The 20,203-nt window shown below is 42.0% G+C and carries 18 protein-coding genes and 1 riboswitch; of the genes, 6 read left to right on the forward strand and 12 right to left on the reverse strand.

All coding sequences use genetic code 11. The features are described from left to right. Position 1: 1 nt before the first annotated feature. From MUG87_RS10540 to MUG87_RS10550, 3 genes are read right to left on the reverse strand one after another with little or no spacing between them, the layout of a single operon-like run. Positions 2 to 1,789 carry an acyl-CoA dehydrogenase family protein gene (locus MUG87_RS10540; RefSeq protein ID WP_247081838.1) on the reverse strand — a complete coding sequence of 596 codons (1,788 nt, stop codon included), beginning with the start codon at positions 1,787 to 1,789 and terminating at the stop codon, positions 2 to 4. 59 nt (positions 1,790 to 1,848) lie between these two features. Next, positions 1,849 to 3,024 carry an acetyl-CoA C-acetyltransferase gene (locus MUG87_RS10545; RefSeq protein ID WP_124564453.1) on the reverse strand — a complete coding sequence of 392 codons (1,176 nt, stop codon included), beginning with the start codon at positions 3,022 to 3,024 and terminating at the stop codon, positions 1,849 to 1,851. Between the two features lie 14 nt (positions 3,025 to 3,038). Continuing rightward, positions 3,039 to 5,420, reverse strand: coding sequence for a 3-hydroxyacyl-CoA dehydrogenase/enoyl-CoA hydratase family protein (locus MUG87_RS10550; RefSeq protein ID WP_247081840.1), 2,382 nt, complete (start codon positions 5,418 to 5,420; stop codon positions 3,039 to 3,041). A gap of 299 nt (positions 5,421 to 5,719) precedes the next feature. Here MUG87_RS10550 and MUG87_RS10555 point away from each other — a divergent pair, with 299 nt between their 5' ends. The 3 genes from MUG87_RS10555 (at position 5,720) to MUG87_RS10565 (ending at position 7,366) form a co-directional block, all read left to right on the forward strand. Then, positions 5,720 to 6,133 carry a VOC family protein gene (locus MUG87_RS10555; RefSeq protein WP_247081842.1) on the forward strand — a complete coding sequence of 138 codons (414 nt, stop codon included), beginning with the start codon at positions 5,720 to 5,722 and terminating at the stop codon, positions 6,131 to 6,133. Between the two features lie 171 nt (positions 6,134 to 6,304). After that, positions 6,305 to 6,448: a YuzL family protein gene (locus MUG87_RS10560; protein ID WP_247081844.1), complete on the forward strand. Its 144-nt coding sequence runs from the start codon at positions 6,305 to 6,307 to the stop codon at positions 6,446 to 6,448. 87 nt (positions 6,449 to 6,535) lie between these two features. Further along, on the forward strand, positions 6,536 to 7,366 hold the full coding sequence (locus MUG87_RS10565; protein WP_247081846.1) for a D-alanyl-D-alanine carboxypeptidase family protein: 831 nt from the start codon (positions 6,536 to 6,538) through the stop codon (positions 7,364 to 7,366). 87 nt (positions 7,367 to 7,453) lie between these two features. On the opposite strand, the gene MUG87_RS10570 is transcribed toward MUG87_RS10565, so the two are convergent. From MUG87_RS10570 to MUG87_RS10585, 4 genes are all read right to left on the reverse strand, one after another. Next, the gene (locus MUG87_RS10570) at positions 7,454 to 8,371 is read right to left on the reverse strand and encodes a proline dehydrogenase family protein (protein ID WP_247081848.1); all 918 of its coding nucleotides are present in this window, start codon (positions 8,369 to 8,371) and stop codon (positions 7,454 to 7,456) included. Between the two features lie 160 nt (positions 8,372 to 8,531). Next, complete coding sequence (locus MUG87_RS10575; protein ID WP_247081850.1) at positions 8,532 to 8,777, reverse strand: YusU family protein; 246 nt, start codon at positions 8,775 to 8,777, stop codon at positions 8,532 to 8,534. A 21-nt stretch (positions 8,778 to 8,798) separates the two neighbouring features. Further along, positions 8,799 to 9,101: an MTH1187 family thiamine-binding protein gene (locus MUG87_RS10580; RefSeq protein ID WP_247081852.1), complete on the reverse strand. Its 303-nt coding sequence runs from the start codon at positions 9,099 to 9,101 to the stop codon at positions 8,799 to 8,801. 126 nt (positions 9,102 to 9,227) lie between these two features. Continuing rightward, positions 9,228 to 9,335, reverse strand: a complete 108-nt coding sequence (locus MUG87_RS10585; RefSeq protein ID WP_247081854.1) for a DUF3948 domain-containing protein — start codon at positions 9,333 to 9,335, stop codon at positions 9,228 to 9,230. 361 nt (positions 9,336 to 9,696) lie between these two features. Then, positions 9,697 to 9,801: riboswitch (SAM riboswitch) on the forward strand. 77 nt (positions 9,802 to 9,878) lie between these two features. Here MUG87_RS10585 and MUG87_RS10590 point away from each other — a divergent pair. Continuing rightward, positions 9,879 to 11,186, forward strand: coding sequence for a Na+/H+ antiporter NhaC family protein (locus tag MUG87_RS10590; protein WP_247081856.1), 1,308 nt, complete (start codon positions 9,879 to 9,881; stop codon positions 11,184 to 11,186). Positions 11,187 to 11,216: 30 nt separating this feature from the next. Here MUG87_RS10590 and MUG87_RS10595 read toward each other — a convergent pair whose 3' ends face one another. The 3 genes from MUG87_RS10595 to MUG87_RS10605 form a co-directional block, all read right to left on the reverse strand. Then, positions 11,217 to 12,602 (reverse strand): MFS transporter, encoded by a 1,386-nt coding sequence (locus tag MUG87_RS10595; protein WP_247081858.1) that lies wholly within the window; start codon positions 12,600 to 12,602, stop codon positions 11,217 to 11,219. 249 nt (positions 12,603 to 12,851) lie between these two features. Next, the gene (locus MUG87_RS10600) at positions 12,852 to 15,878 is read right to left on the reverse strand and encodes an efflux RND transporter permease subunit (protein ID WP_247081860.1); all 3,027 of its coding nucleotides are present in this window, start codon (positions 15,876 to 15,878) and stop codon (positions 12,852 to 12,854) included. A gap of 98 nt (positions 15,879 to 15,976) precedes the next feature. Next, positions 15,977 to 16,171, reverse strand: coding sequence for a hypothetical protein (locus MUG87_RS10605; RefSeq protein WP_247081867.1), 195 nt, complete (start codon positions 16,169 to 16,171; stop codon positions 15,977 to 15,979). Positions 16,172 to 16,536: 365 nt separating this feature from the next. Between MUG87_RS10605 and MUG87_RS10610 the strand changes: the two genes are divergently transcribed. Next, positions 16,537 to 17,658 (forward strand): MGDG synthase family glycosyltransferase, encoded by a 1,122-nt coding sequence (locus MUG87_RS10610; RefSeq protein ID WP_247081869.1) that lies wholly within the window; start codon positions 16,537 to 16,539, stop codon positions 17,656 to 17,658. A 352-nt stretch (positions 17,659 to 18,010) separates the two neighbouring features. After that, on the forward strand, positions 18,011 to 18,472 hold the full coding sequence (locus MUG87_RS10615) for a CarD family transcriptional regulator (protein WP_247081877.1): 462 nt from the start codon (positions 18,011 to 18,013) through the stop codon (positions 18,470 to 18,472). 451 nt (positions 18,473 to 18,923) lie between these two features. Here the strand turns inward: MUG87_RS10615 and MUG87_RS10620 are convergent, their stop codons facing one another. Together MUG87_RS10620 and MUG87_RS10625 are read right to left on the reverse strand one after the other, a co-directional pair. Further along, positions 18,924 to 19,304 (reverse strand): GNAT family N-acetyltransferase, encoded by a 381-nt coding sequence (locus tag MUG87_RS10620; RefSeq protein WP_247081879.1) that lies wholly within the window; start codon positions 19,302 to 19,304, stop codon positions 18,924 to 18,926. A gap of 11 nt (positions 19,305 to 19,315) precedes the next feature. Further along, positions 19,316 to 20,167 (reverse strand): GNAT family N-acetyltransferase, encoded by an 852-nt coding sequence (locus MUG87_RS10625; protein ID WP_247081881.1) that lies wholly within the window; start codon positions 20,165 to 20,167, stop codon positions 19,316 to 19,318. Between the last annotated feature and the right edge of the window lie 36 nt (positions 20,168 to 20,203).

The raw sequence follows: 20,203 nt of genomic DNA on the forward strand, positions 1-20,203 counted from the left end.
GTTATAGAGCGTATTTCTCTTCTGCTAGCAATTTCGCTGCAATTTCACGTTTCTTCGCAATTACGTTTACTGGTGTGTAACGTGTAAATTTACGTAATGCTGATAACATCATGCGAAGTGTATCGCCGCTTTCTGTTGCAATTAGCGTTTCCTTTGCATGCGCTTCAATTTCGTTGAACGCTTCTTGACAGAATACCTGTGTATAAAGCAGCTTTTGGTTGCTCTTTTCCAAACCTGTTGTTTTAATCGCTTTTTCTGTACGAAGGACTGCAGATTCCATGGCGTACAGGTTATTAACGATATCAGCAATATTCACAAGTACTTCTTGCTCTTTATCAAGCGCTTTGCCATACTTTTGTACTGCAAGGCCGGCAATCATCAAGCCAATTTTCTTCGCATTACGCACCAAGTACTTTTCTTGTGCCAATGGCTCATCGCCCACTTCTTCCGGCATAAGCATCATAAGCTCTTCTTGCAATTGCTGCGCTTTTTGAAGCAGCGGAAGTTCACCCTTCATTGCCTTACGAAGAAATGTGCCAGGTACAATCAAACGATTGATTTCATTTGTTCCTTCAAAAATACGGTTAATACGGGAATCACGGTACATTCTTTCAATCTCGTACTCTGCCATAAAGCCGTAGCCGCCGTGAATTTGTACACCTTCATCCACCACGTAATCAAGAACCTCAGAACCGAATACTTTATTCAAAGAGCACTCAATCGCATATTCAGCAATAGAATCAGCTACTGCTTTACCATTCTTCACTTCTTCATCTGTTAATGTGCTCATACGAGCCTCAAACAAACCTACTGTGCGATATACAGAGCTCTCTGCTGCATAGATTTTCGCAGCCATATTCGCCAACTTTTCTTGAATTAACGGGAAGCGACCAATCGGCTGCTTAAATTGCTGGCGTTGATTTGCATATTGTACAGAGATTTCAAGTGCACGCTTGGAAGATCCAACTGTACCTACACCCAATTTATAACGACCAATGTTCAAAATATTGAATGCAATTACGTGGCCTTTGCCAATTTCACCAAGTACGTTTTCTTTTGGAACAAGTGCGTCTTCTAAAATTAATGTACGTGTAGAAGAACATTTGATACCCATCTTCTTTTCTTCAGGGCTTGTAGATACCCCTGGGAAGTCACGCTCTACGATAAACGCTGTAAAATGTTCGCCGTCTACCTTGGCATATACAACAAATACGTCTGCAAATGCCGAGTTTGTAATCCATTGTTTTTCACCATTTAATACGTAATGTGTGCCTTCTGCATTCAAACGAGCTGTCGTTTTTGCACCTAACGCGTCAGAACCAGAGCCTGGCTCAGTCAATGCATATGCCGCCAGTTTTTCACCTGTTGCAAGAGCAGGAAGATATTGCTGCTTTTGCTCTTCATTACCGAACAATACGATTGGAAGTGAACCAATACCAACGTGCGCGCCGTGCGTAATTGCAAAGCCGCCCGCGCGGGAGAACTTTTCAGCAATTAATGCGGAGCTAATTTTATCAAGACCGATGCCGCCGTATTCTTCTGGAACGTCAGCACCTAAAAGACCCAGCTCGCCCGCTTCCTTCAATAAACGTACAGAGCGATCAAACTCATGCTTTTCAAGATACTCAAGTTCTGGCAACACTTCATTTACTACGAATTCTTCTGTTGTTTTGGCAATTAACTTATGCTCATCTGTGTAATCTTCTGGCGTGAACACTTGCTCGAATGTAATTTCATCAACTAAAAAGCTACCGCCCTTTACCGCACTACCAATTGTTGTTTTTTCCATTTGAAATGCCTCCTGTTTTCATTATGCTTATGAAAGCCCTCCGAGGAGGGCTCGGATGATTACAATAATTCGAATACGCCCGCCGCGCCCATACCGCCGCCGATACACATTGTGACGATACCAAATTGCTCATTTCTGCGCTTCATTTCGTGTACTAGAGATAATGTCAGCTTCGCCCCCGTACAGCCAAGTGGATGACCAAGTGCAATTGCGCCGCCGTTTACGTTTACCTTCTCCTCATCAAGACCTAACTCACGAATGACTTGAAGAGATTGAGAGGCAAACGCTTCGTTCAATTCAAACAAACCGATATCAGAAAGCTCAAGACCCGCGAGCTTCAACGCTTTAGGTATCGCCGCTACCGGTCCAATTCCCATTACTTCTGGCGGTACGCCCGCTACCGCGAAAGAACGGAACCTTGCAAGCGGCTTCAAACCGTCGCTTTCTGCTTTTTCACGATCCATCAGCAATACTGCTGCGGCACCGTCGCTCATTTGCGAAGAATTACCCGCTGTTACAGAACCGCGCACATTGAACGCTGGACGTAATTTACCAAGCACTGCCGCCGTTGTATCAGCACGCACACCTTCATCCTGAGAGAACGTGAAGGATTTTTCATACGGCTTGTTGTCACTACCCACGCCGCGCAGCGTTACATCCACTGGTACTGTCTCATCCGCAAAACGGCCTGCCTGCAAAGCAGCTGCCGCGCGCTGATGACTGCGCACCGCAAAAGCATCTTGCTCTTCACGGCTAATGCCATATTTCACAGCTACTTGCTCCGCTGTATGTCCCATACCCATATAGTATTCAGGCGCAGCTTCAACAAGGCGGCTGTTTGGACGAACCACATGCCCCATCATCGGTACAAGGCTCATAGATTCCGCACCGCCGGCAATTACTGCATCAGAGTGACCAAGCATAATGCGCTCTGCTCCGTATGCAATACTTTGTAAACCTGAAGAACAATAACGATTAATTGTAATAGCAGGCACCATATGAGACAATCCTGCCAGCGCTCCAATATTGCGCGCCATATTCAAACCTTGCTCCGCTTCCGGCATCGCACAGCCAATAATTAAGTCATCTATATTTCCTTCATAGTTGTTTGCACGCTTTAATGTTTCCTTTACTACCAATGCACCTAAGTCGTCAGGACGAACAGTCGCCAAGGAACCTTTTTTCGCTTTGCCGACCGGTGTTCTTGCTCCTGCTACAATTACGGCCTCTCTCATGTTCTTTCCTCCTCTTAGTTACGTAACGGTTTTCCTTTTACAAGCATGTGCTGCATTCTTGCCTGTGACTTCATTTCCTGCACAAGGCTTAAAAACGCTTTGCGCTCCAGGTCAAGTAAATATTGCTCATCTACCTCTGTTCCGTACGGTACTTTACCTCCAGCAATAACGTAAGCCAGTTTTTTCGCAATCGTTAAATCGTGCTCAGAGATATAGCCGGACAAATGCATCGCTTGTGCACCAAGAACAAGCGTGGCGTATCCTGTTTCACCAACAACCGGCACCTTTTTGCGAATCGGCGCTTTGTATCCTGCTTCAAACAATTCGATGACCTTTTGTTTTGCATCGTATAACAGATGGTCGCCATTGATGCTGATGCCATCTTTATCGCCAAGGAAATTGTTTTCAAATGCTTCCTGTGCGGAAGTAGACACCTTCGCCATTGCAACGGTCTCAAATACTTTATTGGCAACCTTTTGCAGGTCGAACTCCACACCTTTTGCCATTTTGTTTAGGTGTTTAATATACAGCTCTTTGTTTCCGCCACCGCCTGGAATTAAGCCAACCCCAACTTCCACAAGACCAAGATACGTTTCGCTAGATGCTTGAATGCTTGCAGCCGGTAAACAAATTTCCGCACCGCCGCCAAGTGTCATACCATAAGGAGCCACAACGACTGGTTTAGCGCTATATTTAATTTTCATCATTGCATCCTGGAATTGCTTCACAACCCACTCAATCTCGAAATAGTTGTCATCCTGCGCTTCCATTAAAATCATCGCTAGGTTTGCACCGACGCAGAAGTTTTTGGATTGATTACCGATAACAAGACCTTTATAGCCCTTTTCCACTTCATCGATCGCATAGTTGATCATTTGCGTGATATCCATACCGATTGCGTTGTTTGGAGAGTGGAACTCTAGACAAAGTACACCGTCTCCTAAGTCTACAAGGCTTGCGCCGCTATTTTTCTTTAACACACCGTTCTTTTCTTTTAATTGTTTTAGGCTAATCGCTTTTTTATTTTGCTGGAGTAGCTTGTATTCACCGTTATCGTAATACAATACATCGCCGCTTTCGCGCTTATAGAATGTTTCAAAGCCTGCGTCCAACATCTCTTGTACCCATATTGGAACAGCTTTTCCTTGTTCCTTCAGCTTTTCAACAGACTTGCGAACACCGATCGCATCCCATGTTTCAAACGGACCGTATTGCCAGCCAAAGCCCCATTTCATAGCGTTGTCAATCGCAACGATATCATCTGCAATTTCCTTGTTCAGCTTTGCTGCGTATAAAAGAGTTGGTGTTAAAATATTCCAAAGTAATGCACCTGCACGGTCCTTTGCATACACAAGCGTTTTCAATTTATTATTAAGGCCCTTTTCCTGCTTGCTCAGTTCTACAGAAGGCGCCTTTAGTTTTTTACGTGCCTCATATTGCAAGTTCTCCGGATTCAATTCTAGAATCTCTTTTCCTTGCTTTAAGAAAAAGCCTTGCCCTGTTTTGCTTCCGAGCCATTTGTTTTCAAGCATCACATGCATGAATGCCGGTACTTTAAATACCTCGCGCTCTTCCTCTTGTACATTTTCATATACGTTGTTGGCAACGTGAACAAATGTATCCAGTCCTACCACATCAAGCGTGCGGAATGTCGCGCTTTTTGGACGACCAATTAGCGGGCCCGTCACAGAATCTACTTCCCCGACGCTGTAACCGCCGTTTAGCATTTCCTGCAGTGTGACAAGTAAGCCATATGTGCCGATGCGGTTGCCAATAAAATTCGGTGTATCCTTCGCGACAACAACACCTTTACCGAGTACATCTTCACCGAAGGTTTTCATGAAGCTTAGTACTTCTGTGGACGTGTCTTGCGTTGGAATGACCTCAAGTAGCTTTAAGTAGCGCGGGGGATTGAAGAAATGCGTGCCTAGGAAGTGCTTGCGGAAATCTTCGGAACGCCCCTCTGCCATTTTTTCTACTGAAATACCAGATGTATTGGAACTAACAATCGTACCTGACTTACGAATTTCATCTATACGAGCAAAAACTTGTTTTTTAACTTCAAGATTCTCAACCACCACTTCAATAATCCAATCCACATCTGCAAGACGAGAGAAATCGTCATCAAAGTTACCGGGTTGAATTAAAGCTGCATTTTCTTTAGAAGTAAGAGGTGCCGGCTTTTGCTTAAACAGCTTTTGCACGGCTGTGTGGCTGAATCGATTGCGGACTTCTTTGCTTTCTAGCGTAAGGCCCTTTGCTTCCTCTTCTGCTGTAAGCGTTTTCGGTACGATGTCTAGTAATAGTGTTGGAATTCCAATGTTAGCCAAATGTGCAGCAATTCCTGACCCCATGACGCCGGATCCGAGAACGGCTGCTTTTTTAATTTGAAACATTCCATTCTCCCCCTTAATTCTTGAATGAATGCTCATTCAATTTTTACGCAAACTTCTCCCAACGGCTGAATGAGCTTCCTACTATTAAATATATGATATTGAATGAATTTTCGCAATAAATTTAAAAATAAAAATTTACACTGCTATCATTTTGTCATATTGCATCATTGCCTTTCATATAGACAGCGGAAGCTACCGTGTCGGTGGCTTTTTTAAAACAGAACAAATGTTCTTGTTTTTTGAATGTGCATCTTTTATAATAGATATGAACCAACTACATAACGATGGGAGAGATTTGGATGAAGCATCAAGCAACACCGTATTTAACATTTGGGGGCAACGCGCGCGAAGCATTGACGTATTACAAGGAAGTATTTGAAGGAGAAATTATCGGCATGCAAACGTTTGGAGAAGCACAGTTTCCGACACCTCCAGAGATGGATAACAAAATCATGCACGCGCAATTTAAAAAAGATGATTTATTTTTCATGGTGTCCGATGCGTTTTTAAATCAATCTGTTCATCAAGGTAACAATATTTCCTTAGCTCTGGAATTGGAAAGTGAAGAAGAGATTCAAACGCTCTACAAACGTCTCAGCGCAAATGGCATTGTATTTATGGAGCTTCAAGATACATTTTGGGGAGCTAAATTTGCCAAGGTACAGGACGCGTTTGGCGTGATTTGGGATTTAAACTATACATTTGAAAAATAAGCTTTGTTAATTGATAATCTGTACTTGTTGGTTGGTATAGAGGATTGAAAGAAATGGAAATCAACAACCACTTTATACAGAGCAAAAAAGAATCGCTAAGGTGATTCTTTTTTATTTGCACTTACATGACTTCTTTAAATTTGGAAAAGCTAGGAAACGGAGGTGATAAACATGGGTAAGCAAAAGAAAAATCCTTCTAAAGGTGCTGTGAGTGCAGCTAGCGCAAGGGGTAGTGCTGATAGCAATCAACTGCCGGAAAAGGGTCGTCACGGCAACAATGAGCAATACGGCAAACAAAATATGAGCGAAGGCTGAATATGTATGATGAGAGAGCGCGCTAAACATGGCATGATATAAGAAGAGCCATGAGTAGCGCTCTTTTATTCTAGCAAGGAGCTGTTTATGTTGAAACGATGGATACATGTACTCTCAATCACATTTCTAATTACTGGCGTCACCTATATCACAACCTCTGTAAAACTTTCTGCACTCTCACAAAGGAGTATGCCGCTTATTAAAGGAAGATATGCGGTTGCATTAGATGCTGCCACAGGTGAGGTGCTGTATGAAAAAGATGCGGATATTCCCGTTGCCCCTGCCAGCCTCGCTAAACTCATGACGGCATTGCTTGTTATGGAGAAAGTGAGGCCAGATGAAGAAGTCGTCATCACACAGCAGGCTCGTAATACAGAAGCAGGCTCGGCTAAAATCTCATTACGTGTTGGTGAAACGTTAAAACGAGATGAAGCCATCAAGCTGTTGCTTACCATTAGTGTCGACTACGTAGCAGAGTCTATCGCCGAACACATTTCCGGTTCAGGAAAAGACTTCGCTGTCCTGATGAACGAGCGTGCAAGAGAGCTTGGGATACAAGCAACTTTTCATAATGCCAGCGGTGCGGATGGCAAACATCATCATGCTTCAGCGCATGATCTTGCAGTGATTGCAAAAGAAGCTGTTCACTATCCAGCTGTTTTGTCTGCTATGCACGCTGTTTCAACAACCGTTCAAACATCTGCGCAGCAAACCGAAATACATAATAATGGTCGAAAAGAGCTGTACCACGACCCGTACGCCATCGCAAGCAAAAGCGGCCATACTAAGCGCGCTGGCTACACCTTGGTAACTGTGGATGAGAAAAACGGCCGCCGCATTATTACCGTTGTTTTGCAAAGCAATAAAGAGAATGCTTATAAAGATGCCAAAAAGATTACAGCCTATGTGCTTGACTGAATTCCGGCCGAACTCTCTCTTCTATCGGCCGAATAGATTTACAATCTAAAAATCCTGTTGTCTACTGACAACAGGATGTTGTGTTCTTTATTTTTTGAAGATACCTTTTAGTACGAACGCTACGTTTGCTGGGCGTTCTGCTAGGCGACGCATGAAGTAGCCGTACCAGTCATTGCCGTATGGTACGTATACACGCATTGTGTAGCCTTCTTTTGCAAGTTCCAATTGACGCTCCGGGCGAATGCCGTATAGCATTTGGAATTCAAATTGCGTACGTGGAATGTTGTATTCCTTCGCTAAGTTTTTCGTATATTCAATAATGGCTTCATCATGAGATGCGACTGCTGTATAATTGCCATTTAGCATATGCGTCTTGATAATCTTTTTGAAGTTTTCATCCACATCTGCTTTATCCGGAAATGCGACTGTTTCTGGCTCTTTATATGCACCTTTTACAAGACGCAAATTCGGCTTATATCGATTTAAATCATCAATATCTTTTTCCGTACGGTACAAATACGCTTGAATTACTGTGCCGACATTGTCATACTCTTCACGGAGCAATTTAAAAATTTCAATTGTCTTCTCGCAGCGAGTGTAGTCTTCCATATCAATCGTAACGAATACACCGTTTTCCTTTGCAGCATTTAAAATGCGACGCATATTATTCATTACCAGATTTTCCGATATATCAAGACCCATAGATGTCATCTTCAAAGAAAGCTGTGAGTTTAATCCTTCACGGCCAATTGCTCTGATTGCCTCTATAGACTCGTCCGCCATTTGATTCGCTTCACGCTCATTGTCCACAAATTCACCTAAATAATCGATTGTAACAACGAGACCTTTTTTATTTAAATCTTTAATTGCTTCTGTTGCTAAACCAATCGTTTCTCCGGCCACAAAGCGGCCAGCACCAAAACGTAAACCATAACGCTTTGCTAATTTTGTTAGCGCTTTATTTTTTGATAAAAATAAAAATGAGTTACGCATAAGTTGTTCCATTGTACTTCACCCCTACGTAAATATTATTTCTCTGCTTCTTCTCTATAAATTATATCACTTTTAAAAATTATTTGACACAAATAATTTTTAAAACAATTTAGAATACATACATTTTAGAAGATATCAAAAAGACCTCGCTACTGCAAGGTCTTTTATGACTTTATTTTTTAATACGATGTGCATCATTTAGCTGTTTAATATTTTGAATAACGTGCATCATATCGGCTTTAGCCTCTGGATACGTTTCATTCCAGTGCTTCGCCAGTGCCGGCATCGATTTTGCAATTTGCGAATACAATGCCCACAATTTTACCTGCTCCTGCAATTCAGGTGTACTTTCCCCTAAAAGCAGTTCTGTATATTTTGCAAATAGTGCATCAAATTGCTTTGGAAAATTTTCATTCACTACGCTTCTCTCCTTTTCTAATTATAGCTTAGAACGCACAGAAGCCAGCTTGTTCTCCATCGTGCTTTCCTTGTCACGACGATCATCAATACGAATATTGGTTGCTACGCGCATCGCTCCTTTCGTAAAAGGAACTTCATGCATGTCTTGAATCACCTCCAGCAAAACAGGAAGCTCTCCTTCTATAATGGTATTCATCGGTGTTAATGTATATTTCACACGTCCTTCATGCTTCTGTAACACTTTATGTATATCTGCTACGTATGAGCTTACGCTCGGTGTACCTGTTCCAATCGGAATAATACTGATATCAACAATTGCCATCGTGTGTGCCTCCTTTTCATTTCCATCTTATTCTACCTCATTTCACAGATTTTCCGCATTAAAAAAGCACACCTTATCAGATGCGCCTGTATCCTGTATAAATTTTATAATAGAAGCTATTTGCTCTTATCCTAGAAAGCTTGCAAACATTAGAATAATAGCCGATAAAGTTGCTGCCGCACCGCCGAATCCTACTACATCTGCTTTTGTCATTTGTACTGTTTTGTTTTCCATCTTGTCTATCTCCTTTGGTTCGTTCATTTATATTTAATGTATATATTATGGTTGATAATTTTATAGTTTCTCTCTGTAACTTTTGTAACATAAATGTAACATAACTATTTTTTATCTGCAATAGTTTTTCTAGTAGTTTTATAAAAATTTTTATGATGAACCCTATAAAAGAAACGGGTTCATCCTTAGTTTTCTTCTCTCTTGCAACCGTGTTTTTTCTGTAACAAAAATGTAATGTATACCTATAAATACGAAATAGAACATGCCTACTGGATGTTGCTGTACCACCTGTTTTTTTTTCCATTGACATTTCCAGCAAAACGCTATAAAGTAATCTAGTCTTTGTTGAAAATTCATATTCCACTTATCCAGAGAGGCGGAGGGACTGGCCCGTTGATGCCTCGGCAGCGGACTCTTATAGAGTGCTGTGCCAAATCCAGCAAGCATTTTGCTTGAGAGATAAGAGGGGTGTTTCGTATACATGAAACCTCTTCTTACTAGATAAGAAGAGGTTTTTTATTATTTTAGAAAGAGGTGCAAAGATTGGAAAATCCGAAGGGAAGTGCTTTGGCTTTATTGCCGCTTGGTGTATTTTTAGCTTTATTTGTAGGTTCAGGCGTAATTACAGGAGACTTTTATAAAATGCCGGTGCTCGTTGCCATTACCATTGCAGCAGCCATCGCCATTATGATGAATACAAAAGAAACACTAGGTACAAAAGTAGAACGGTTTGCAAAGGGTGCCGGACATACAGATATTATGATTATGGTGCTTATTTTTATTTTAGCTGGTGCCTTCTCTCAAACAGCAAAAGGGATGGGCGCTGTTGATTCCACAGTTAACCTGGCTTTATCTGTTTTACCGCAAAACTTTTTAATTGCAGGCTTATTTATTATCGGGGTTTTTCTATCGTTAGCAATGGGAACATCCATGGGAACGATTGCAGCACTTGCACCGATTGGTGTGGGTATTAGTACACAAACAGACATCTCAATGGCCCTTTCTATGGCTACTATTATTGGTGGTGCGATGTTCGGTGATAACCTTTCCTTTATCTCGGATACAACAATTGCGGCAGTCCGCTCCCAACAAACCGAGATGAAAGATAAATTCAAAACAAATTTCTTCATTGTATTGCCAGCAGCGATTGTTACAATTATTATTTTAGTTCTTATCACATCTGGCAATCAAAGTAGTGTAGCGGCTAAGGACTTTAATTGGATTAAGATTCTTCCTTATGTAGGTGTATTAGTTACAGCACTGCTTGGCGTAAACGTACTTGCTGTACTGGTGGGCGGAACTGTATTTGCTGGTGTAGTTGGATTGCTTGACGGTAGCTATACCATCGCAAAGCTGTTCAAAGCTGTTGCGGATGGCATGAATGGCATGATGGAAATGGCGCTTCTTGCAATGCTAATTGGCGGTATGGTCGAACTGATTAAATACAACGGCGGCATTCAATTTATTCTAAATATCATGACGCGTAACATTCGCTCGAAAAAAGGGGCAGAATTCAGTATTGCCGGCCTTGTAAGTGCAACAAACTTGGCGACTGCCAACAATACGATTTCTATTATTTTTGCTGGTCCGCTTGCAAAGAACATCGCAGATCAATACAGCATTGATAAACGTAAATCAGCAAGCATTTTGGATATCTTCTCTTGCTGTGTGCAAGGTCTCGTACCGTACGGCGCACAAATGCTGACGGCAGCGGCATTTGCATCAATTTCTCCGCTTAGTATTTTACCGTTTTGCTTTTATCCAATGCTAATTGCCATTTGCGGTGCATTAGCAATTGTCTTTAATTTCCCGCGTCTTTCTACAAAAGCAGAAGAGAAAAAAGCAGCTTAACAAAAGAGCACGCGGCGGCGTGCTCTTTTGTTATAGGTGACGAAGCTTTCTGCTCATCCATATACTGGCGAACGCTAAACCAATTAGAATGATACCCAGCATGCGCATATGACTCGCTGTCACCTCGTGACCGAATAAACTCCCGAGCAAGACTGATGCGAAGATTGCACCAATGTACCTCGCTGTTTGAAATAATCCAGATGCCACACCCGTTTGTTCAGGAGGTGCCGCTTTTAGCATAGCAGATTGCAAACTGATATTTTGAAAGCCATACCCCATACCGAGCAACAGCAACACAGGGATGGTACCGTAAACAGGCAATTTTGTAAATACAAAGGCGAGTAGTACTGCACCGGTAAGCATAAAACCTGCCCCCAACATCAGCGCAGGTGCCGCCCCCACCTTATCCGTCCATCTTCCTGTAATAGGTGTGACCACAATGCCGGAGCCAGCGATAAATAGCATCAGCAAGCCACTCATAGATAAGCTGAGATGCAAATGATCCTGAAGATATACTGGTACACCAAACAATAGCACATAGTTGTATATGTTTAACAAAACAAAAGTAAAGTTTACATACGTAAGCAATCGATTTTCATAAAACATACGAAGCGGAATAAACGCTGCTTCTGTCTTCCACTCGTGTCTTATAAATAGAAGTAATGTAACTACACCAACAAGTCCCATAACATACTGCGGCTCTGCTTTTAAGGAAAGAACAAATATAAGTAATGTAATGAGCGTAGCCGCAAACAACAGAATACCCGGTATATCTAAGAAATGAGCAACTTCTCGTAAGGAATGACGTTCATGCGTTTCTTTAGGAAACATAAACCAAGCCAATAAAAAACTGACAAGCAGAAATGGAATGTTAATCATGAAAATTGCAGGCCAATCCCCTAGTGCTATCACGAAGCCTCCCACTGTGGGGCCAAGGGCAACTGTGACGGAAGAAAATATGGAAATGACAGCAAGTGCATATCCTTGTTTATAGTGAATGTGTGCACGTACAAGTCCCATGCCTGAAGGATAAATCGCACTCGTGCCAATGGCTTGTATAATACGCAGTATAACCAATGCAGCAAATGATGAAATGATGGGCGCTGTAATCGCTGGAATAAAGGCAATAAGAAGCCCCGTTAGAAATACTGCTTTTCTGCCGAACACATCTCCTAATCGTCCCATCACGGGCTGTCCAATCGCACTGGCGAGATAAAATGCCGAAATAACCCATGATGCGGCGGCAAATGTTAGATGAAATGTCTCCTGTATACCGTGCAGCGCCATAGAAATCATGGACGAATTTAACGGATTCAGAAGCGTCCCAGACGATACCGCAATTAAAAACAATCGCCGCTCGCGCCGAAAGATTTGTCGATCACGCTCTGACAAAAATGGATTTATCGCAAACGCCACGGCAGTCACCTCCTTTTGAGGTATTGTGCCCCAAATCGGTGCGTTTTTGTCAAGGTGAGGTATATTCCCCATTTATAATAAGGCTGTGTTAAAGCCTAATTTTGATAACGGACACTTGTTCGCGAGAGTGAGGCTCCTGCGAGAAAAGCGAGTCAAGAGAGACCCAGCGGAAAGAGAACTCCCGTAACGGAAAGCAACAACGAACTTTAACAGAGCCTATAATAAAAAAGAGGACCTCGGTCCTCTTTTTTATGCTGATTCACCCCGCTCTACCGCCGTTGGCTTCTTAGAAAAACGCTGTTTGATAGACGTCATGATATGATATGTGGTTGGTACGATGACAAGCGTCAATAGTGTAGATGTGAGCAGACCTGAGATAACGACAATGGCGAGCGAGCGGGAAATGAGGCCGCCTTCTGTTGACAGCGCAAGCGGCAATAAAGCACCGATTGTTGCAAGAGCCGTCATTAAAATTGGTCGAAGTCGTGTAGCACCTGCCTCTAATAGAGAAGTGCGCAATTCTATCCCTTTTTTCTCGTTTTGCATCACACGATCCATGAGTACGATAGCATTTGTTACCACAATACCAATTAGCATCAGGAAGCCGACAAGAGCCGGCATGCCGAGCGATTGCTTGGTGAGATACAATCCGAGCAAGCCGCCGCTAAATAGAAACGGAAGTGAAGATAGAATCGCTATCGGCATCAGCATGTTTCCGAATGTCACAAGCATCACAAGGAACACAAGCACAATTGCAACCACCATCGCAATGGCCATATTTTGGAATCCTTCGCTCATGGCTTTTGCTTGCCCCTCGGAGCGATATGTCACACCTTCTGGCAGTTCGATATCCTTTAACTTTTTGTTTACCGCTTCCTGTACGCCGGAAACGTTATCCGTTGTAAAACGTGCTGTTACCTGTACGTATTCCTGTTGATTTAAACGATATAATGCTGTTGGACCTGGCTTTTCTGATAGCGTTGCTACTTCTGAAAGCTTCACTGGTTGCCCCATCGCGTTTGTCATTGTTTGTGCCGCAATGGCATCGATGGATTGTAAGCCCTCGTTTTTAAAGCCAAGATTTACAGCGGTTGTTTTACCTTCGATTTGAACATTTGTTACACTTTCACCGGAAATTAAACTGCGTACAAAGCCTGCTATCATAATAGGATTTAAGCCTTTTTCAGTAGCCTTTTCCCCACTAATCTCTAGACTAAGCTGCGGTTTTACACCAGATAGGTTTGTACTTACGTTACCGAGCCCTTCTGTATGCTGTAATTTATCAACGATTGTTTCTCCAGCTTTTTGCAAATCATCCTTGTTACTGCCTTCTACAATCAACATAAACTGACCGCCGCCTGTCATCCCCATCGGCGTCCATGCAACTTCAACATCATCAGGAACTTCCTTCAATTCCTTTCGTACATTGTCTTCAAATGTCGTACTTTGTTCCTTTGTCACACTTTCTTTCAAATTCACCGAAATACGAATTTTTTCACCTTCTACAATGGTTTGGTAATTCTCTACATGACTCTCTTTCTTAATAATTGTCTCTAGGTCGTGTGCTGTTTCATTGGCTGTAGCAAGAGATGTACCAACCGGTAGATCTGCCGTTAAATTAAACATAATCGCCTTTTCTTCCGGCATAAAGTTTTTTGGAATGAGCGGTACAAGGGCAAGTGAACCGATAAACACTACTATTGCCAGTAAAACCGTCATCACGCGGCGCTGCAGAGTCCAAGCAATTGCTCTCTTATATATTCGTTCTAATACTCCTTCTTTCGGCTCCTTATGGGGAATGTTCAGCAAGAACAACTTTGCCAACAACGGTACAACTGTTAAAGAAACGATGAGTGAAAACGCCAGCGCAACAATGACAGTGATTCCGAACGGCGCAAAAAATTTACCGATGATACCCGGTACAAAAGACAATGGTCCGAATACAGCCATTGTAGTTAGTGTAGAGGATGTAACCGCTCCTCCCACTTCTTTTGCGGCTGTCAAAATCATATGCTCGTCACGCTTTGCTGCTGTTAACGTACGACGATAAATATTTTCGATTACCACAATGGAGTCGTCAATGACACGGCCGACCGCTACCGCAATACCAGCTAGTGTCATCATGTTCAACGTGTACTGTAAATATTTCATGGTAATCATCGCTGCTAAAATGGACAGCGGAATGGATAGTACCGCTACGATCGTAGCACGAACGTTTCGTAGGAATACAAACGTTACAATGACTGCAAACAGCGTACCCAGTAACACTTCACGAAGCATACTATTAACCGATTGCTCTACGTACTTCGAGCTATCATACAGCATTGTGAACTCATAGCCGCTTGGCAAATTGAGAGCTTTCAGCTTTTTCTTCGCTTGACGAACAACCTCTACCGCATTTTCTCCTGCTTGTGCTTTCAACTCAAGCAAAACAGCCGCCTCTTCATTTAAGCGTGTATACACTGTTTCTTTCTTATCGCTATAGGTAACCGTCGCCACCTCAGACAATGTTACCTTTTGCAAACCATTTGAGGTCTGTGTGAGTATTTCAATGTTTTCCGCATCACGAACCGATTTTAATTTGAAGTCCGCCTGCACATTTAATGTTTTATCGTTTACATTCACCTGACCGGCTGGAAATGAGAAGTTATGCGAGAGAAATGCCTGTTTTACAAGCTCATACGTAACGCCCTTTTCCTTCATTTTATCTTGATCTAATGTAACTGCAAGCTGCTTCTCCGCTTCACCGGAGATATCAACCTTAGATACACCCTCAACTGTTGCAAGCGCTGGCCTTACACGATCGTTTACATACTGCGTTAAGTCGGATTGATTGGCTCCTTTCGCAGCCAGTGCAAACATCAGCACCGGTGCAGACGCAGGACCGTCCTTTAGAATGACCGGCTTTCCTGTTCCTTCTGGCAGTTTAACAGCTGCAACTGCAGTGGTTACATCTTTTTCGGCATCATCCATTTTTTGATTCATATTGAACTCTAAAATAGCCATTACAAAGTTACTATGGGACTCGATATATAAATTTTCTACTTTGTTCAGTCCTGACAGCGCCGCTTCAAGCGGCTTACCAACATCTTCCAAACCTTGCTCAGGCGTTGCTCCCACGTATGGAATTTGTACAAGCATATACGGAATATCAACATTTGGCATTGCTTCTTTCTTCATTGTTTGTACCGAATACAATCCCCCTGCCAATATCATAAGAATGGCAATAAAAATCACACCGGCATTTTTTAACGAAAATTGAATCCATTTCGTCAACCTGTTCACTCCCTCTCGTTTGATTTACATTTTGCATCTATAGTTAAGTATAGACGGATATAAAATCCTTCCGTAGTGAGTTTAGTCATATTTTTCCATTATAAAAAGTCAGAAAAAGTTCCTGACTTTTGTGACTTATTGTCATTTTGTTCACTGACTCGCTTCCTGCTCCCATGTAAAAATAAGTTCATTTGCCATACGCTTACTTGTTTCATATGTATATCTACAATCCTGCCATTTTGTAGCTCAGAGGTATTGGAAGAGCCTACTAAAATAGCTGTATACTTCCACATGTAAAGTCCCCCATTCTGAACTGCTGCTTCACAAAGATGCTATATAAGTACTACTAGAAAAACCGACATTCTTTTTTTGGATGGGAAAGAAGAACAGGCAATGTATGGTTGCAGTCGGGGCCTAAGAGACGGGTGTCAAGTAAGAACATACGTAGAGAGGCGTTCTGGCGCTGTGATTTTCTCGCTGTTTATCTGTCGAAAGAATCATGTAGACTTATATAGGTGCCTAGCAATATCTATTTACATGATGCAAAACATAGGTTACAAAATCTTCAAAAAAACTTAAGACTTTTCTTACAATTCCTTTAGTTTTCTTCTTTATAATATGGTCTGAAACGATAAATTTGGGCGCTGGAGGAAGACATATGAGGACGCAACCAAAGGTACTTCTGTTTACTGCAAGTTTTGGCAATGGGCATAATCAAGTTTCTCATGCGTTAAAGCATACGTTTCAGGAGTTTGGCATCGGAACTGTTGATATTTATGATTTGTATGCGGAAGCATATCCGTATTGGAATGAAGCAGCAAAGTTTTTATATAAGCAATCCTTTTCCGTTGGTTCTTCTCTCTATAAAATGTTCTTTTATGGCATGGATCGTGTTTACAGTACAAAAGCGGGAAAATTATATTGCCGGATCGGAGAAAAAAAGCTAGAGGCCATCATTCAAGAGAAACAACCAGATATTATAATTACCACATTTCCTGTCAGCACTGTGCCAGAATGGCGCAGACGCTCAGGACGAAACTTTAAGATTTATACCGTCATTACAGATTACTGCCTGCACAGCACCTGGGTGCATCCTGAGATTGATCGGTACTACGCGGCAACAGAGGATGTGAAGGGAAAGATTATGGCAAGCGGTGTGCCTTGTGACAAAGTATATGTAAGCGGCATCCCTATCCGTAAGGCATTTGAAACAGAGCAAAGCAAATCACAATTGTTACATAAGTACAACCTCAATCCACAGGCAAAGCGATTGCTCATTATGGCCGGCGCACAAGGCGTTGTCAAAAATATCAAGTGGATTGCCACGCAGCTATTGGAACAAAGCGATATGGAACTCGTAATTGTATGCGGCAAAAACGAGCAGCTCTATAACCAACTTCATAAGCTACAACTACGTTATCACAATCAACTTAAGCTATTTGGCTACATGGAAGATGTGCACGAATTATATGAGCTCGCCGACATTATGATTACCAAACCCGGTGGTATTACACTGTCAGAAACCATTGCGACAAAGCTACCGACCATTTTGTACCGCCCAGTGCCAGGACAGGAAAAGGAAAACTCTCTATACTTTTGCAAAATTGGTGCTTCCATTACCGTCCGAGATAAAGAAAGCATTGTTACAGAAGCTCTGCATTTACTGCAGCATGGCGATAGGTTGTCAGAGATGCGCCAGGCACTCAGTCAAGTTCACCGGCAAGAAAGTGCACGGCAAATTGTCGGCGATATTTTACAGCAATCTTTACATCTTGCCTAAATACATCACAAGCACTTCATTTAGATAGGAATCCCGGCTACTTTGCACTTGCTGGTGGGAGTGAGACTCTTGAGAGAAAAGGGAGTCAAAGGGAGACTCCGCAGGCGCATAGCGCTGAGGAGACTCCCTGACTGTTCGCGGAAAGCGAATTCCCATAAAGAGAATAAACACCGAACTTTAACAGAGTCAATATATGACCAGACTTACAACAAATGTGATGTCACTTTTATCTCATCTAATTTTAAACAAAAATCATTGACACGAAATTAAAAATATGATATTTTTAATTATTTGATAAAAAAATCCATATGTGATAAACTTAAAAAGGTTACCATATATGGAGGTGAATGATATGTTTCAGGTTGGCGATAACATTGTATATCCAATGCACGGAGCAGGTATAATCGAAGCGATAGAAGAAAAAGAATTTTCAGGGGAAACACAACAGTATTATGTCATAAAAATGTCAATTAGTAATATGCAAGTGATGATTCCAACAAGCAAAATGTTGAGTTCAAGTATACGACCCGTTACGGATTTACTTGCATTAAAACACATTATACACATTTTTCACCATGGAGAATCAGATCGACTACTACCGTGGAAACAAAGGTATAAGTTGAACACAGACAAAATTAAAACTGGTGAAATACAAGAAGGTGCTGAGGTTGTACGTGATTTAATGCGGATGCAGAAAGAAAAGGCACTTAATGCAAGTGAAAAAAAGATGTTGGATAATGCATATGAATTTTTGATTAGTGAACTGGAATTAATTAAAGGCATCACTGAAGTTCAAATAAAAAGTTTTTGTTAAGACTAGTTATAGGTATATACCCCTCAAAAAGTATCCAGATTTTTCTAGTAAGGCGATTATTATAGAAAATTATTTCTAAGACATCTAACTTCTTCAACTACTTTTAATAGCTTTAACCTCTTTTGTTATTTCTACAATCTACTCTAATTTCGTTATCTACATTTCTTTTATGCACATTTAAAAATTCTTCAAATAGCTTACTTGATTTTTGCAACCTTAATTCACACTGGCGCGGACAAGGAGCCGTAAGGATGAAAGAGAGGTAGGGCTTTCATTGTTTTAGGTACGTATCTAAATCATTATTTCTAGAAGAAAAACCATTCATCTCTTTACGTAAACGTGATAAACAAATCGGTAACAGCGTATAGTCAAGTACAAAAATGGTTTCCAGACTAGGAAACCATTTTTGCTTTAATCAACTGGATGACTATAGATTGCGTACCATTTCCTTTTAAAATGCTGTCACGCACAGCGGTTTTTGCTGTATACGAAACAATTGCTGCAGCTCACCTACATACGCTTCATCAGAAAGCTGCAACAATCCGTAGCGCCACAAAGCATGAAAATCCACACATACCATACCAACACCACCGACATCTAATCCGATACCGTTCCAATTCATCGAAAAGTCATGCAGTCTCATCCCGCCGACCATAAGATCATTACGATACAAGCCATACATGGTAATACTCGGTTCTTCCACCTGACGTTTGAAAGATGGCCAAACCTGTTCTGTATTTCCTTGCGGGTACGCGCCTGGATATGCCTCAGTCGCAATAGCAAGCAAGCGCCGCAGCTCTGTCTCTGTTTCTAGCCTACGAATCTCCTCCATCTCTCATCACCCTACATTTCTTTTCTCATCTGTACCTGTGAAACGTACACCATAAAGCCCGCTTCCTGTAACAATGCAGCTGCGGTACTTTCTTCTGGTAGATTGATAGCCATTTTTGCACATTCTACATCCGACCGTAGAACATGATGAAGCAGTGAGGCTACAATTTCTCTTTCCTGTGCTCCCATGCCTACACATTGATACAACAAAATATGCGTTAGCTCTCCTTGTTCGTTGTACATATGTTTATATAATGCGTAACCGACTGCTTCATTCCCTTCATATGCAATGGCAGCTTCGGCGTCTCGTACGTTTAACGCCTGTGTTTGCCACGGGGCGTGCTGTACGTAAAAGGAGAGCGTCACAATTTGTGCAGGGTGCACAGTTTGGATAGTAAAATTCTTTACTTCCGGCAGATGCAGTTTGCCGTTTTGCTTCAAATGTACCAATCTATCAAACATTCGATAGCCCTTTTGTTCATATAAAGCAATTGCTTTTTCATTTTCACGAATTGCCTCTAACGTAGCGACCGTCACACCATTTTCCGCATACACATCCAAAACAAAGTCCATCATCACTTTGCCAACGCCCTGCTTCCGATAAGCCGGGGCCACAGCAGTACCACCGTTCCATCCCACCTTTTCTCCCTTTATCTCTTTTATGCCGTTTACAATCATACCAACCGGTATATCGCCGTCAAATGCAATTACAGACAGCGCAGGTGACAATCCCTCCAGCCCAAAACGGCCTGTAAAGCGCTCCATTGTCATCGTCATATCGGCAAAATAGCCTTGAAATCCTTCATTCCATGCTTGCATCGCTTCATTCCATGTACAATCACTCATTCGTTTCAATGTAATCATTTTCATATCCCCCTACATTTCCAGCGTAGAAACGTT

It is taken from the genome of Ectobacillus sp. JY-23 (assembly GCF_023022965.1).
Lineage (GTDB): Bacteria > Bacillota > Bacilli > Bacillales > Bacillaceae_G > Ectobacillus.